The 13,680-nt window shown below is 73.7% G+C and carries 11 protein-coding genes and 1 pseudogene; 6 read left to right on the top strand and 6 right to left on the bottom strand.

Annotated features, from left to right (window positions below; translation table 11 throughout):
* Positions 1–43 precede the first annotated feature (43 nt).
* Positions 44–2,965, bottom strand: a complete 2,922-nt coding sequence (locus ABD345_RS14985; protein ID WP_344552585.1) for a UPF0182 family membrane protein — start codon at positions 2,963–2,965, stop codon at positions 44–46.
* A gap of 162 nt (positions 2,966–3,127) precedes the next feature.
* Here ABD345_RS14985 and ABD345_RS14980 point away from each other — a divergent pair, with 162 nt between their 5' ends.
* On the top strand, positions 3,128–3,688 hold the full coding sequence (locus ABD345_RS14980) for a PPA1309 family protein (protein ID WP_344552558.1): 561 nt from the start codon (positions 3,128–3,130) through the stop codon (positions 3,686–3,688).
* 245 nt (positions 3,689–3,933) lie between these two features.
* Here ABD345_RS14980 and ABD345_RS14975 read toward each other — a convergent pair whose 3' ends face one another.
* The 4 genes from ABD345_RS14975 to ABD345_RS14960 form a co-directional block, all read right to left on the bottom strand.
* Positions 3,934–5,016: a YlbL family protein gene (locus ABD345_RS14975; protein WP_344552557.1), complete on the bottom strand. Its 1,083-nt coding sequence runs from the start codon at positions 5,014–5,016 to the stop codon at positions 3,934–3,936.
* A gap of 77 nt (positions 5,017–5,093) precedes the next feature.
* Entirely contained in the window at positions 5,094–5,261 is a 168-nt protein-coding gene (locus ABD345_RS14970; RefSeq protein ID WP_344552555.1) for a hypothetical protein, read from the bottom strand.
* A gap of 160 nt (positions 5,262–5,421) precedes the next feature.
* Positions 5,422–5,889: a molybdenum cofactor biosynthesis protein MoaE gene (locus tag ABD345_RS14965; RefSeq protein ID WP_344552554.1), complete on the bottom strand. Its 468-nt coding sequence runs from the start codon at positions 5,887–5,889 to the stop codon at positions 5,422–5,424.
* A 78-nt stretch (positions 5,890–5,967) separates the two neighbouring features.
* Positions 5,968–7,116 carry an NAD-dependent epimerase/dehydratase family protein gene (locus ABD345_RS14960; RefSeq protein ID WP_425556822.1) on the bottom strand — a complete coding sequence of 383 codons (1,149 nt, stop codon included), beginning with the start codon at positions 7,114–7,116 and terminating at the stop codon, positions 5,968–5,970.
* A gap of 191 nt (positions 7,117–7,307) precedes the next feature.
* On the opposite strand from ABD345_RS14960, the gene ABD345_RS14955 reads away from it, so the two are divergent.
* Complete coding sequence (locus ABD345_RS14955; RefSeq protein WP_344552553.1) at positions 7,308–8,906, top strand: zinc-dependent metalloprotease; 1,599 nt, start codon at positions 7,308–7,310, stop codon at positions 8,904–8,906.
* Entirely contained in the window at positions 8,903–9,466 is a 564-nt protein-coding gene (locus ABD345_RS14950; RefSeq protein ID WP_344552552.1) for an NUDIX hydrolase, read from the top strand. Before ABD345_RS14955 ends, ABD345_RS14950 begins: the two co-directional genes overlap by 4 nt.
* 71 nt (positions 9,467–9,537) lie before the next feature.
* Here ABD345_RS14950 and ABD345_RS14945 read toward each other — a convergent pair whose 3' ends face one another.
* Positions 9,538–10,044 carry a M48 metallopeptidase family protein gene (locus ABD345_RS14945; RefSeq protein ID WP_344552583.1) on the bottom strand — a complete coding sequence of 169 codons (507 nt, stop codon included), beginning with the start codon at positions 10,042–10,044 and terminating at the stop codon, positions 9,538–9,540.
* 502 nt (positions 10,045–10,546) lie between these two features.
* On the opposite strand from ABD345_RS14945, the gene ABD345_RS14940 reads away from it, so the two are divergent.
* The 3 genes and pseudogenes from ABD345_RS14940 to ABD345_RS14930 all read left to right on the top strand — a co-directional run.
* A complete protein-coding gene (locus ABD345_RS14940) occupies positions 10,547–11,656 on the top strand; it encodes a ThiF family adenylyltransferase (RefSeq protein ID WP_344552551.1) in 1,110 nt (369 codons plus the stop codon).
* Between the two features lie 386 nt (positions 11,657–12,042).
* Entirely contained in the window at positions 12,043–13,383 is a 1,341-nt protein-coding gene (locus ABD345_RS14935) for an ABC1 kinase family protein (protein WP_344552550.1), read from the top strand.
* Between the two features lie 94 nt (positions 13,384–13,477).
* Positions 13,478–13,651 (top strand): annotated as a pseudogene (locus tag ABD345_RS14930) (barstar family protein); the annotation flags it as partial.
* Positions 13,652–13,680 lie beyond the last annotated feature (29 nt).

Genomic DNA, 13,680 nt, shown 5'->3' with positions numbered 1-13,680 from the left:
GTATCACGATCACGGGGTGGACCAACAAACCGGTTTTCGCAGCTCAGCCGGTGGGCGAGGCCGAGGGCGAGCCGCTCGGCGACCCGCTCGGCGCGGGGGACGCCCCGCCGGCGGCCTTCTGCTCGGCGGCCACCGCGTCGGCGATCGCCTTCTTCAGCGCCTCCTGGGACTTGCCGTACGCCGTCCAGTCGCCGTTCTTCATCGCCGCCTGGCCGTCGTCGAACGCCTTCTGCGCGTCGGCGAGCGCCTTCTGCACGTCCGGGTCCTCGGTGCCGGGCGCGGTCGGGGTGCCCGGGTTCTCCGGCTGGCTCGGGGCGGTGGGCGTGGTGGCGCCGTCCGCCGCGCCGCCGAGCACCTTGGTCAGCACCTCGCTCAGGGTGTCCCCGATCGCCACGTTGCCGGTGCCGTACACGGCCAGCACCTTCTTCAGGGCCGGCACCTTGGCGCCGCGGGCCACCAGGTAGACCGGCTCGACGTTGAGGATGCCGCCGCCGACCGGCAGGGTCAGCAGGTTGCCGTAGACCAGGCCGGACTCGTTGTTGTTGCTCAGCAGGGTCAGCTGGTGGGCGACTTCGGAGTCGGAGTTGAACTTCGCCTGGACCAGCCCCGGGCCGAGCGCGCCCGAGCCGGACGGCAGCCGCAGGATCCGCAGCTTGCCGTAGTCCTCGCCCGGGTCGGCGTCCACCGCCATGAACGCGGCCAGGTTCTTGCGCCCCGAGGGCACGAAGGAGGTGGTCAGCGAGAAGCTGGCCTCCTTCGCGTCCGGCATCCGCACCGTCAGGTAGTACGGCGGCTGGACCTCGGTGGTGTCGAGCGTCGGGTCGGCCGGCACGTCCCAGATGTCGGTGCCGTTGAAGAACGCCGTGGCGTCGGTGATGTGGTACTGCCCGAGCAGGTCGCGCTGGACCTTGAACAGGTCCTGCGGGTAGCGCAGGTGCGGCAGCAGGGTCGACGGGATGTCCGCCTTCGCCTTCACCGTGCCCGGGAACGCCTTCATCCAGGTCTTCAGCACCGGGTCGGCCTCGTCCCACTGGTAGAGCGACACCTCGCCGGTGTACGCGTCCACGGTGGCCTTCACCGAGTTGCGGATGTAGTTGACCTGGTTGGTGGCGGTCAGGGTGCGGCCGCGCTGGTCGGTCATCGAGTCCTTGGTGGCGTCACCGAAGGTGGTCTTCGAGGAGAACGGGTAGCCGTCCGAGGTGGTGTAGCCGTCCAGCACCCACACCAGTCGGCCGTTCTGCACCACCGGGTAGGGGTCGGCGTCGATCGACAGCCACGGCGCGACCTTCTCGACCCGCTCCTTGGGGGTGCGGTCGTACAGGATCTTCGCGCCGTCCTTGATCGCCCCCGAGTAGAACAGCTGCGGCTCGGCGAACTTCACCGCGTACGCGGCCCTGGTCAGCGGGTTGTCCAGCGAGACGCCGCTGCCGCCGTTGTACTGCCAGGTCTGGTCGGGCTGGCCGTCCCGGGTGTAGTCGATCTCGTCCATGCCGGGGCCGACGACCGAGTACAGCGGCGACTTCTCGCCGTAGTACACCCGCTGCTCGTACGCGCCCAGGTCGCCGGTGGTCGGCAGCGAGTGCTCGGTGTAGACCGGGTTGCCGTTGGCGTCGACCTGGTTGCCCTTGGCGGACACCATGCCGTAGCCGTGGGTGTACTTGAAGTGGTCGTTGATGAAGTTGCGCTGCTGCACGCCCGACAGGTCCAGCTCGCGCACGCCCAGCACGGTGTCCTGGTCGCCGTAGCGGTCCACGTCCAGGGTCTTCGGGAAGGCGTAGTAGTTGCGCAGCGCCTGGTTCTGCTGGAACGTCGGCGAGACCACGTTCGGGTCCGCCAGCCGGATGTCGGTGATGGTCTGCGCGTCCTGCTTGAGCTTGTCGGCGTCGACGGCGCTGTCCGGCGCGTCGTACTGCTGCTCGACGGTGTCCGCGATGCCGTACGCCTGTCTGGTCGCGTCGATGTTCTTCTGGATGTACGCGGTCTCCTTGGCCTGCTCGTTCGGCTTGACCTGGAACTGCTGCACCAGCGCCGGGTAGAGGCCGCCGACCAGCAGCGCGGAGAGCGCCATCAGGCCGAAGCCGATCAGCGCCGGCGCCCAGGTCCGCCGGATCGGGGTCAGGAAGAACAGCAGCGCGCAGATGATCGCCACGAAGAACAGGATCGTCTTGGCCGGCAGGAACGCGTTCGCGTCCACGTAGCGCAGGCCGGTCCAGCCGTCGACCTTCTTGTACGACTCGCTCTTCACCGCCAGCGCGTACCGGTCCAGCCAGTACGCCACCGCCTTCAGCAGCACGAACACGCCCAGCAGCACGGCCAGGTGGCCCTGCGCCCCGGCGCTCGCCCGCCGCCCGGGCCCCTGCAGCCGCAGGCCCCCGTACAGGTAGTGCACGGCCGTCGCGGCCAGCAGCGAGACCAGCACCGCGCTGAACGCGAAGCCCAGCACGAACTGGTACCAGGGCAGGTCGAACGCGTAGTACGAGACGTCCTTGTGGAACTGGCTGTCCTTCACGCCGAAGGAGGTGCCGTTGACCCAGAGCATCCAGGTCCGCCACTGGGCGCCCGCGGCGGCGCCGGCCGCCAGGCCGACCAGCAGCGACAGGCCGATCAGCAGCCACTTGCGGAACGGCGCGACGCCCATCCGGTAGCGGTCCAGGCTCTGCTGCTCCACCGACATCGCGGCCAGCGGCGGCCGCAGCCGGTGCGCCAGCCACAGGTTGAAGCCGACCACCAGCGCCATCAGCAGCCCGAACACCGCGAACAGGCCGATCTTGGCGCCCAGTTGCCCGGTGAACACCGAGCCGTAGTGCACCGAGTCGAACCACAGCCAGTCGGTCCACAGTCCGGCGAACATCACGAACAGCAGGAACAGCGCGAACAGCACGCCGACCGTCAGCAGCAGCACCTTCGCCCGGCGCGACGGCGGGCCGACTCTCGCTCGGGAACCCGGACCTGAACGGTCCGGCATCTGGAAGGTCAAGGGGCCACCTCAGCTGTCGTCGTCGGAGTTGCGTGCCGCCGCACCATGGCGGACAGCGGTCTCCCATGCAACTTAATCAGTCTTTACCTGAGTTCCCGGACGCTGCGTCGGAGTTGGAGCGGGCCCCCTCGGACATGTGAGGATGGGCCCATGTCCGACTCCCCTGACCTGACCGCCGCCGCCTCCGGCCTCCCCGCGGCCACCCCCCTCACCCGGGCCGCCCTGGAGATCGACGAGCACGCCGCGACCCTCGGCTGGGACCTCCCCGCCCGCCTGTTCGCCCTGGTCGACAACGCGCAGATGCGCAAGGCCAATCCGCGGCTCGCCTCGCAGCTCGGCCTGGACGACAACCCGACCGGCCTCACCCCGGTCGAGCAGGAGGAGATCCCCGCGGGCACCGAGCTCGACCGCTTCCTCGGCACCATCGCCTGGCCCGACGGCGTCGTCGGCTGCGCGCTGGTGGTCGAGCGGCTGATGCTCCCGCCCGGCGCCGAGGCGTCCCGACCGAAGAACGCCACCGAGAAGGAGATCAACGACTGGGTGGCGACCCACCCGCAGCGCCAGGAGGTCCGGATCACCGCGGCCGTCCTGCGCGACGGCTCCCGGGAGGTCGCCCTGCGGCTGCGCGAGAAGGACCTCGCCCGCGAGGTCCTCACCGGCCCGGAACTCGTCCCCAACCTGACCGAAGCGCTGCTCGCGACCCTCGCCTGACCCTCGGAGGCGAAATCAGGGGCCCGGGGAACTCTCGGCAGGCGGCTCGGGAGCAATCAGGGGCCCGGGGAACGGCGGGTCGATGCTGCTGGTGGCCGGAGCCCATCGAAGTGTCCGTGCTGCTGCGTGCCGTAGACAGAACCGGAAGCAGACGCGCTGGGCGGCAGTGAACCGACCGCAGCCACGGCCTCGCCGTTCCCCGAGCCCCTGTCGGTGCTCGCTCTGCCGAGCCCCTGACGGTGCTCCTACTTGCAGCCGGGCAGCGCCGCCTTGTCGCCGCTGCGGATGCTGTCCAGCGCCTTCATCGCGCCGTCCAGGTTCTCCACCTTGACCAGGGTGAGGCCGGACGGGGTGCCCTTGACCGCCTCGGAGCAGTTGTCCGCGGGGGTGAAGAAGTACTCGGCGCCCTTGTCCCGGGCCGCGATCAGCTTCATCTGGATGCCGCCGATCGGGCCGACCGCGCCGTCGTCGTCGATGGTGCCGGTGCCCGCCACGAACTTGCCGCCGGTGAGGTCGGTGGGGGTGAGCTTGTCGACGATGCCGAGCGCGAACATCAGGCCGGCACTGGGGCCGCCGACGTCCTGCAGGCCGATGTCGATCTTGAACGGGTAGACGTGGTCGACGCTGGGCGTGATGCCGACCACCGCCCGCTCGGGGGCGTCGTCATCGGACTTGGCGGTGACCACGGACACCTGGACCTCGTCCGCCGGGTTCGGCGTCGCGCCGGCCTTGGCGTGCGGCACCACGGTGAAGACCACCGTCTCGCCGGGCTGGTGCTTGGTCACCTGCTCGGCGACCTGCGCCCGGTCGGTGATGGCGACGCCGTCGACCGCGACGATCTGGTCACCGGCGTGCAGCTTGCCCTCGGAGGGTCCGCCCGCGGCCACCGCGGCCACGACGACCTCGGTGCCGACCGGGATGTCCAGCTGCTTGAGGGCCGCGGTCTTGGCGCTGTCCTCGGAGGAGGCGAACTGCTCGGCGTTCTCCTGCTGGGCCTCCTGGTCGGTCTGGCCCTTCGGGTACACGTTGTCGTGCGGGACGACCAGCACGTCGTCGCGGATCCAGCCGACGATCGCCGAGACCAGGCTGGGCTGGTAGTTCGCCCCGGTGACCTGCACCGTGGTCATGTTGAGGTGCCCGCTGGTCGGGTAGGTCTCGTGGCCGGTGATGGTGATCACCGGCGTGCCCGTCTTCCCCTGCTCGCCGAGGGTGTTGTAGGTCGGCCCCGGGCTCATCTCGGTGAACGGAACCTTGAAGACGACCGAGGCGCAGAGCAGACCTATCAGCAGCAGGGTGGCGGCGAGCATCGTCGCCGATCGGCGTGGCATGCCACGACAGTACGGGAAGTGCGGGGCCGGGTGTACCGCTGGTCCGGGCCCCGCACCGCCGATCGGGGGCGCCCCCGTCAGTCCCGGGCGCCGGTGCTGCGTTCCATCGCGGCGCGGAACCGCTCGTGCTCGGCGAGCGAGCTCGGATCGGTCGTCGCGCGGGGCGGGCGGGCCGCCCAGGTGGCCCAGACCGTGGCCAGCACACCGGCCACCACGGGAATGCTCAACCAGGCGAGCACAGCCATTTTCGAACTCCCCACAGGCTCGTCGTGCGTATCAGCAGATTAGCCGCCCGTAGGGGGAACGGCGCGCGCGGCATCCGGGTTACGGGCCCGGGCCCGGCCTCCACCGCAAGGGGTACCGCCGAACGGGGAACGAGCCCCGCCCGGCCCGGACACGGGGGCGTCAGCAGGAGCCCGCGCCGACCCACTCCTCCTCGCCGTCGGTGAAGACCTGGTGCTTCCAGATCGGCACCTCGTGCTTGAGGTCGTCGATCAGCTGCCGGGAGGCCGCGAACGCCTCGCCGCGGTGCGGGCAGGACACCGCGACGATCACCGCGACGTCGCCGATCTCCAGCCGGCCGGTGCGGTGCACCGCGGCCAGCGCCCGGACCGGGAAGTCCGCGCAGACCTTCTCGGCGACCCGGCGCAGCTCGCGCAGCGCGCTCGGGTGGGCGCTGTACTCCAGCGCGGCGACCGGCTTGCCGCCGTCGTGGTCGCGCACCGTCCCGACGAACAGGGTGGTGCCGCCGGCCGCGTCGTCGCCGACCGCGGCGTGGACCTCGTCCAGCGAGAGCGGCGTCTCGCGGACGGCGAGCAGGCGGATCGGGCCGGGGTTCTCGGACGTGCCATGACTCTCGGACATGACGGCCATCATTCCGCATGCCCGCCGACGGGCCGCAAGGATTTTCGTATCACGATGAGGTAATTCCGTGATGCGAAAAGATGGTGATCAGATCCGCCGGTGCTTGCGGGCCCGGCGCACCAGCGCCGCGGTGCCGATCAGCGCGACCGTCGCCCCGGCCGCGCCCAGGCTGGTGGCCGCCTCCTTGCCGCCGAGCCGGCGCCCGGCCACCGCGTGCTTGCCCGACACCTGGGCCAGCAGCTCGGCCAGCACCTCCTCGTTGGTGTGCCGCGGCCGCCAGCCCGCCTCGTGCAGCCGGCTGCCGGACACCACCCACGGGTACATCGTGTAGGCCAGGTCCCCCGCCGGGGCCGGGGTCAGGCCCAGCCGGTGCAGCCGGGCCGCGGTGCCCAGGGCCAGCGAGGCGGGCAGCTCCATCCGGCGGATCCCGGACAGCTCCTCCACGTCCTCCTGCTCCAGCCAGCCGTCGCAGCCCACCGTCACCTCGCCCTCCACCAGGCCCAGCGCCGCGTACTCCAGCGCCGCGGCCAGGTCGTCCAGGTGGCAGAACTGCCAGCACGGGCGGGAACCCGCCACCACCAGCAGCCGCGGCGCCTCGAAGTGCCGGGTCAGCACGGTGTCGATGCCCGGGCCGACCACCACGGCCGGGCGCAGCACGGTGATCTGCAGCCCGGGGTGGGCGCGCGGGGCGCGCCGGGCCAGCCGCTCGATCTCCAGCAGGTCGCCGACCAGCGACGCCTCCTCGGTGGCCCGCAGTTCGGAGTCCTCGGCCAGCGGGACCTCGTTGTCGGGCAGCGCGCCGTAGACCATCGCGGAGGTGCACAGCACCACCCGGTGCACCCCCGCGGCCGCGGCGGCGGTCACCACGGTCTGCGCACCGCGCACGTTGTACGCGCTGCGGGTGCGCGGGTCGGACTCCATGCCGAGGTCCATCGCCAGGTGCACCACCACGTCGACCCCGGCCAGCCGCTCGGCCACCGCCGGGTCGCGCACGTCCAGCACCCGCCACTGCACGCCCTGGACGTCGCCGCGCCGCTCGTCCACCGCCAGCACCCGGCGCACGTGCGGGGAGTCGACCAGGCGCTGCGCGACGCGCTCGCCGAGCACGCCCGCCGCGCCGGTGACGGCCACGGTCAGCGGCTTGCCGCCGTAGGCTGGAGTCGGCGAACCGGCGTCGGTCGGCGCGTCCTCGCCCTCGGTCAGCCCAGAGCGAACGTCCGAAGGCGGGGAACTCACCGGCCATCCTCCACGGTTAGCTTAAGTGCGGACGTACGAGTGTCACGCACTTGACCATCCTGCCCGAGGCTCGGCCCCGGCGGTGCACCCGGCGCGGTCGCCGCGAGACCATTGAAACCGCTCGGAGCCCCCGGGCGGCAGACTTTCCCGCCACACCACCCGCGTGACGGCCGATCAGATCGAGGACCCCCGTGAGCGACCTCCCCTTCGGATTCGGCGTTCCCCCCGAGGAGCCCGAGGACGGCGAGAACAAGGGCAAGAAGGACGGCGAGCAGGGCGACTCGACCCCGCAGTCGCCGTTCGGCTTCGGCAACGGCAACCCCTTCGGGGCGCTGTTCGGCGCGGGCGGCCCAGGCGGCGGCCAGGGCGGGGACAACCCGTTCGCCGCGATGATGGGCGGCTTCAACCCCAACGACCTCGGCGCGGCCTTCCAGCAGCTCGGGCAGATGCTCTCGTTCGAGGGCGGCCCGGTGAACTGGGAGCTGGCCAAGAACATCGCCCGGCAGACCGTGGTCGCCGAGCAGCCCGAGGGGAAGACCAAGGACCGCTCGGTCGGCGCGGCCGAGCGCACCGCCGTCACCGAGGCCGTCCGGCTCGCCGACCTGTGGCTGGACTCCGCCACCGAGTTCCCGTCCACCTCCTCCGCGGCGGTGGCCTGGAGCCGCGCCGAGTGGATCGAGGCCACCCTGCCGGTCTGGAAGGACCTGGTCGACCCGGTCGCCGAGCGGGTCGGCAACGCGATGGGCGGCGTGCTGCCCGAGGAGATGCAGGCGGTGGCCGGGCCGCTGATGGGCATGATGCGCTCGATGGGCGGCGCCATGTTCGGCACCCAGATCGGGCAGGCGCTCGGCGCGCTGGCCGCCGAGGTGCTCGGCTCCACCGACGTCGGCCTGCCGCTCGCCCCCGCCGGGAAGGCCGCGCTGCTGCCGCAGAACGTCGCCGAGTTCGGCGAGGGCCTGAACGTGCCCGCCGAGGAGGTCCGGCTCTACCTGGCCCTGCGCGAGGCCGCCCACCAGCGCCTGTTCGCGCACGTGCCGTGGCTGCGGGCGCACCTGTTCGGCGCCGTCGAGGCGTACGCCCGCGGCATCAAGGTCGACACCTCGCGGATGGAGGAGCTGGTCGGCCAGATCGACCCGAGCAACCCCGAGGCCCTGCAGGACGCGCTGGCCGGCGGCCTGCTGCAGCCCGAGGACACGCCCGAGCAGAAGGCCGCGCTGGCCCGGCTGGAGACCGCGCTCGCCCTGGTCGAGGGCTGGGTCGACGCCGTGGTGCACACCGCCGCCGCCCCGCACCTGCCGCACGCCGCCGCGCTGCGCGAGACGCTCCGCCGCCGCCGCGCCTCCGGCGGCCCCGCCGAGCAGACCTTCGCCACCCTGGTCGGCCTCGAACTGCGCCCGCGCCGCCTGCGCGACGCCTCCCGCCTGTGGGCCTCGCTCGCCGACGCCCGCGGCGTCGAGGGCCGGGACGCGCTGTGGAGCCACCCCGACATGCTGCCCACCGCCGCCGACCTGGACGACCCGGACGGCTTCGTGCACCGCGACACCGCGGCGGTCGCCGAGGGCGGCTTCGACTTCGACGCGCTGGACAAGCTGCTCGGCGAGGCCGCGGGCGGGGGCGCCGGGACCGGCGGGGGCAAGGCCGACCTGAGCAAGGACGCCGCCTCGGACGAGAGCACCTCGGGCGAGAACGCCCCGAACGAGGACGGCAAGGGCGAGGACGCCCCGAACGAGGACGGCAAGGGCGAGGACGGCAAGGGCGGCGAGCAGGGTCCGGAGGGCACCGCCAAGTGACCTCGCTGCACGCGGACGCCGTCCGCGCCCTGACCGACTGGGCGCCCGACGGGGCCGGGCAGGACGCGCTGCGCCGCGACTACCTGGCCCACCTGGCCGAGCGCCCCGACGGCATGTGGCGGGCCTGCCTGCCCGGGCACGTCACCGCCAGCGCGCTGGTGGTCGACCCCGACGGCGGGCGGGTGCTGCTCACCCTGCACCCGAAGGTCGGGCGGTGGCTGCAGATGGGCGGCCACTGCGAGCCCGGCGACGACACGCTGGCCGCGGCCGCGCTGCGCGAGGCGGTCGAGGAGTCCGGCATCGCGGGCCTGGAACTGCTCGCCGTCGACGGCCGCACCGCGCCGGTGAAGCTGGACCGGCACCGGGTCCGCTGCGCCGGGAAGGACCGGCCGGAGAACACCCACCTGGACGTGCAGTACGTGGCCCTCGCCCCGGCCGGGGCCCGCGAGCTGATCAGCGAGGAGTCGCTGGACCTGCGCTGGTTCGACTGGGACGGGCTGCCCGCCGACACCGACCGCTCGGTGCGCGAGCTGGTCGCCCTGGCCCGCCGACTGGTCTGACCGACCGCCCGCGGCCTCCGGCCCGCCCCTGCCGGGGGCGGGCCGGAGGCCGCGGGCGTGCCGTCCCCGCTTCAGGTGGCGCGGGCGGGCGGGACGTGCGGCAGCCGGGCGGCGGAGGCGACGCCCTCCAGGTAGCCGCGGGCCCGCTCGGTGCGCGGGTAGCTCTCCAGCAGGGCCCAGAACCGGGGGCCGTGGTCGGGCACCAGCAGGTGCGCGAGCTCGTGCAGCAGGACGTAGTCGACCACGTACTCGGGCATGCCCTGGAGGCGGTGGGAGAGCCGGATGGTGCGCTCACTGGGGGTGCAGGAGCCCCAGCGGGAGTTCTGGTTGGTCACCCAGCGGACCTGCTCGGGGACGGCCCGGCCGCCCAGGTAGAGCCGGGAGAGCTCGTGGGCGCGGGAGTGCAGGGCCTCGTCGCCGAGCGTCCGGCGGCTCTCCTGCGCGGCCAGCTTGTCGAGCATCTGGGCCACCCAGCGCTGCTCCTCGGCGTGCGACATCCGGGCCGGGATCAGCACCACGGTGCGGTCGCCCTCGCGGTAGGCCGAGACGGTGCGGCTGCGGCGGGCGCTGCGGCGCACCTCGACCTTGCTGCGGTCGAGGCCGGCGCGCTCGGTGCCGGGCCGGTCGAGGTCGGTGCGGTCGAGGCCGGTGCGGTCGGTTCCGACGCCGCGCTCGCTGCCGGTCCGGGCGGGGCCGCCGCGGTCGGGCGGACGGTTCGGGTCGAGCACGTGCTCGCGGTCGGTTGTGCACTCACGACCGGCCCCGGTGCTGGCGTGCGCACCCGGCGCCGCAGTCGCCGCTCCGGAGGCTGCCCGGGAGCGCCGACGCGACGCCGACCGGTGGGAGTCCCGTTCGGCTGCCATGGCACAGGACGTTACCCCGTCCCCCTGACAGAAGTCCGGCACCGGGGCGGCGCGGCCCCGGGGTCCACCCGAGCGCGTTGTCCACAGGCTGTGCACAGTGACGATCCGATCGTCCTACCGGGGCTGTGGACAACGGATTTCCACCGTTCGGGACGGGCGGGCAAGCTGCGGTCACCAGCGATCCCGACGCCGGGGTCCCGACCGTGGGAGGAACCGCATGCGCCCCGTGATCAAGCCCGCCCTGTCCCGGTTGTGGCGGGAGAAGCAGGCCCTGCAGTTCGGCACCGTGCGGCGGCACGCCCGGCTGATCGAGGGCGTCGACCGGGGGCTGGCCGGCTTCCTGGAGCTGGTCGACGGCAGCCGGGACGGCCCCGCGCTGGTCGCCGCCGGGCAGCGGCTCGGCCTGAGCGCCGAGTACTGCCGGGCGGTGCTCGACTCGCTCCGCGACAGCGAACTGCTCGACGACGCCCAGGCCCTGCGGGACGTGCTGGAGCTGTACCCGCCCGCCCGGCGCGAGCTGCTCGGCCCCGACCTGGCCTCGCTCTCCCTGGTGCACCCGGCGCCGGGCGAGGCCGCCACCGTGCTGCAGGGGCGCTCCCGGGCCCGGGTCGAGGTGCGCGGGGCCGGGCGGATCGGGGCCGCCGTCGGGGCCGCGCTGGCGGCCGGCGGCATCGGCGAGGTCGCGGTGCTGGACCGCGGCCGGGTCACCGCCCGGGACTGCGCCCCCGGCGGCCTGCCGCCGGGCGACATCGGGCGGCTGCGCTCCACCGCCGCCCGCGAGCTGGTGCACCGCGCCACCGGCGCCCCGGTCGGCGAGCGCTACCGGCGCCCGCCCACGGCTCCCCCGCCCCCCACCCTGGTGGTGCTCGCCCCGCGGGACGGCTCGGCCGCGTACACCGGGGCCGCCGTCGACGCCCAGGAGCTGATGCGGGCCGGCATCCCGCACCTGTACACCGGGGTGCTCGAACACCTCGGCGTGGTCGGCCCGTTGGTCGTCCCCGGCGCCTCCGCCTGCGGCAGCTGCGCCACCCTGACCCGGCGGGACGAGGACGAGGCGTGGCCCCGGCTGCTGGCCCAGCTGATCGACGGCGGCCCGGGCCGGGCCCGCCTCCCGGCCTGCGACGGCGCGGTCGCCGCCGCGGTCGCGGGGCTCGCCGCGCTGCACGTCCAGCTGTACCTGGACGGGTCGCCGCCGCCGAGCGTGGACGGCTGGTGCGAACTGTCCGCCGCCGACGGCATGGTGCGCCGGCTGCGGCTGCGCAGCCACCCGGACTGCGGTTGCCTCTGGCAGTCCTCCGCACCGGGACGAACGGGCACAATGGCCTAGTGCCGCGTCGGCCGGCCTTCGCCGTGCAGGAGCGGAGTCCGGTGCGTGCTCTCGGCGCGCCGACCGGAAGCCTTCGTACCGGGTGTACTCGGGTTCTCGGCCGGTGCGGCGAGCGGGCGTGCCGGGGGTCGCGGCGGGCGAAGGTTGCCCGATGCGGCGCTAGGGTCTGTCTTCGAGCCCCGGGGCCCGGCCGGGCGTGCCGGACGGGAGCCGGGAACGCCGCTGTACCGACCGCCGGCGGGGCGCCGGTCGGTCCGGAGGATCAGGAGGTCCGGTGAGCGATCTACCGCGCAAGGCAGGAACCGGCGGGGTCCGGCCGGTCGCCGGCCCGCGTGCCGGGGCGGCCCCGGCCGTCACTAGCCGCACCGACCGGACGGGGGCGGCGGATGTCTGAGATGCCACGCAAGGCGGTCTCCCGGACGGCCCGGCTGGCGGCCCTGCCGCTGAGCTTCGCCGGGCGGGCCACCCTCGGCCTGGGCAAGCGCCTGGGCGGGCGGCCGGCCGAGGAGGTCGCGGCCGAGCTCCAGGCCCAGACCGCGGAGCAACTCTTCGCGACGCTCGGCAAGTTGAAGGGCGGTGCGATGAAGTTCGGGCAGGCCATGTCGGTCTTCGAGTCCGCCCTCCCGGAGGACGTCGCGGGCCCCTACCGGGCCGCGCTCACCAAGCTCCAGGAGTCCGCCCCGGCGATGCCGACCCGCACCGTGCACGCGGTGCTCGCCGAGGACCTCGGCGCCGACTGGGCCGACGGCTTCCGCTCCTTCTCCGACCAGCCGTCCGCGGCCGCCTCGATCGGCCAGGTGCACCGCGCCGTCTGGAAGGACGGACGGGAGGTCGCGGTCAAGATCCAGTACCCGGGCGCGGGCGACGCCCTGCTCAGCGACCTCGGCCAGCTCTCCCGGCTGGCCCGGGTGCTGGGCCCGCTGATCCCGGGGGTGGACGTCAAGCCGCTGATCGCCGAGCTGCGCGAGCGGGTCGCCGAGGAGCTGGACTACCGGCTGGAGGCGGAGTCCCAGCAGTTGCACGCCGAGGAGTTCACCGGGGACGCCGACATCCTGGTGCCCCGGGTGGTCGCCCAGTCCGGGCGGGTGCTGGTCACCGAGTGGCTGGAGGGCAAGCCGCTGTCCCAGGTCGTATCGGACGGCACCCGCGCCGAGCGCGACCGGGCCGGGCAGCTGCTCGCCCGCTTCCTGTTCGCCGGCCCGGCCCGCACCGGTCTGCTGCACGCGGACCCGCACCCGGGCAACTTCCGGCTGGTCAAGACCGGCCGCACCGCCGCGAGCTGGAAGCTCGGCGTGCTCGACTTCGGCACCGTCGACCGCCTCCCCGGCGGCCTGCCCCGCCCGATCGGCACCTCGCTGCGGCTGGCCCTGGCGGGCGACGCCGGGGCGGTGTACGAGCTGCTCCGGCAGGAGAACTTCGTCCGGGCCGGCGTCTCGCTCGACCCGGACGCGGTGCTCGACTACCTGCTGCCGATCATCGAGCCGACCCGGGCCGAACAGTTCACCTTCAGCCGGGACTGGATGCGCGCCCAGGCCGCCCGGATCGCCGACCCGCGCTCCCCCGCCTACGACCTGGGCAAGCGGCTCAACCTCCCGCCCTCCTACCTGCTGATCCACCGGGTCACCCTGTCCACCATCGGCGTCCTGTGCCAGCTCGGCGCCACCGTCCGCCTGCACGAGGAACTGCTCCGCTGGCTGCCCGGCTTCGCCGAGCCGGAAGCCGACTGAGCGATGGGCGCGGGGCGGCCGGGCGGCACGCCCGGCTGATGCTGGCGATGCGCGGCGGGCGGCCGGGCCGGACCGCTCCGGTGGCGAGTACCACCTGGCGGGAGCGGGCCTGCGGGACGAGACGGGCCTGCACTGTGCGATCGGTGAGGCGCTGCTCGGTCCGGGCGGCTACTACGGGCGGGAGTGGAACGGCCTGCGCGACTGCCTGGGCGGCGGCTTCGGGCTCGTCCCGCCGTTCACCCTGCACTGGCACGGCTTCGCCGCCACCGAGCGGGAGTTGGCCGGAACGACCGACCC

Source organism: Kitasatospora saccharophila, assembly GCF_039529925.1.
Taxonomy (GTDB): domain Bacteria; phylum Actinomycetota; class Actinomycetes; order Streptomycetales; family Streptomycetaceae; genus Kitasatospora; species Kitasatospora saccharophila.
The sequence above is the reverse complement of the archived record's forward strand: the minus strand, read 5'-3'. Positions and strand labels throughout refer to the sequence as shown.

What these genes read in the sequence shown, in the direction of transcription:
- ABD345_RS14985 (WP_344552585.1), bottom strand. Translation starts at nt 2,965, where the DNA reads ATGCCGGACCGTTCAGGTCCGGGTTCCCGAGCGAGAGTCGGCCCGCCG.
- ABD345_RS14965 (WP_344552554.1), bottom strand. Translation starts at nt 5,889, where the DNA reads ATGGCCGTCATGTCCGAGAGTCATGGCACGTCCGAGAACCCCGGCCCG.
- ABD345_RS14980 (WP_344552558.1), top strand. Translation starts at nt 3,128, where the DNA reads ATGTCCGACTCCCCTGACCTGACCGCCGCCGCCTCCGGCCTCCCCGCG.
- ABD345_RS14970 (WP_344552555.1), bottom strand. Translation starts at nt 5,261, where the DNA reads ATGGCTGTGCTCGCCTGGTTGAGCATTCCCGTGGTGGCCGGTGTGCTG.
- ABD345_RS14940 (WP_344552551.1), top strand. Translation starts at nt 10,547, where the DNA reads ATGCGCCCCGTGATCAAGCCCGCCCTGTCCCGGTTGTGGCGGGAGAAG.
- ABD345_RS14935 (WP_344552550.1), top strand. Translation starts at nt 12,043, where the DNA reads ATGTCTGAGATGCCACGCAAGGCGGTCTCCCGGACGGCCCGGCTGGCG.
- ABD345_RS14975 (WP_344552557.1), bottom strand. Translation starts at nt 5,016, where the DNA reads ATGCCACGCCGATCGGCGACGATGCTCGCCGCCACCCTGCTGCTGATA.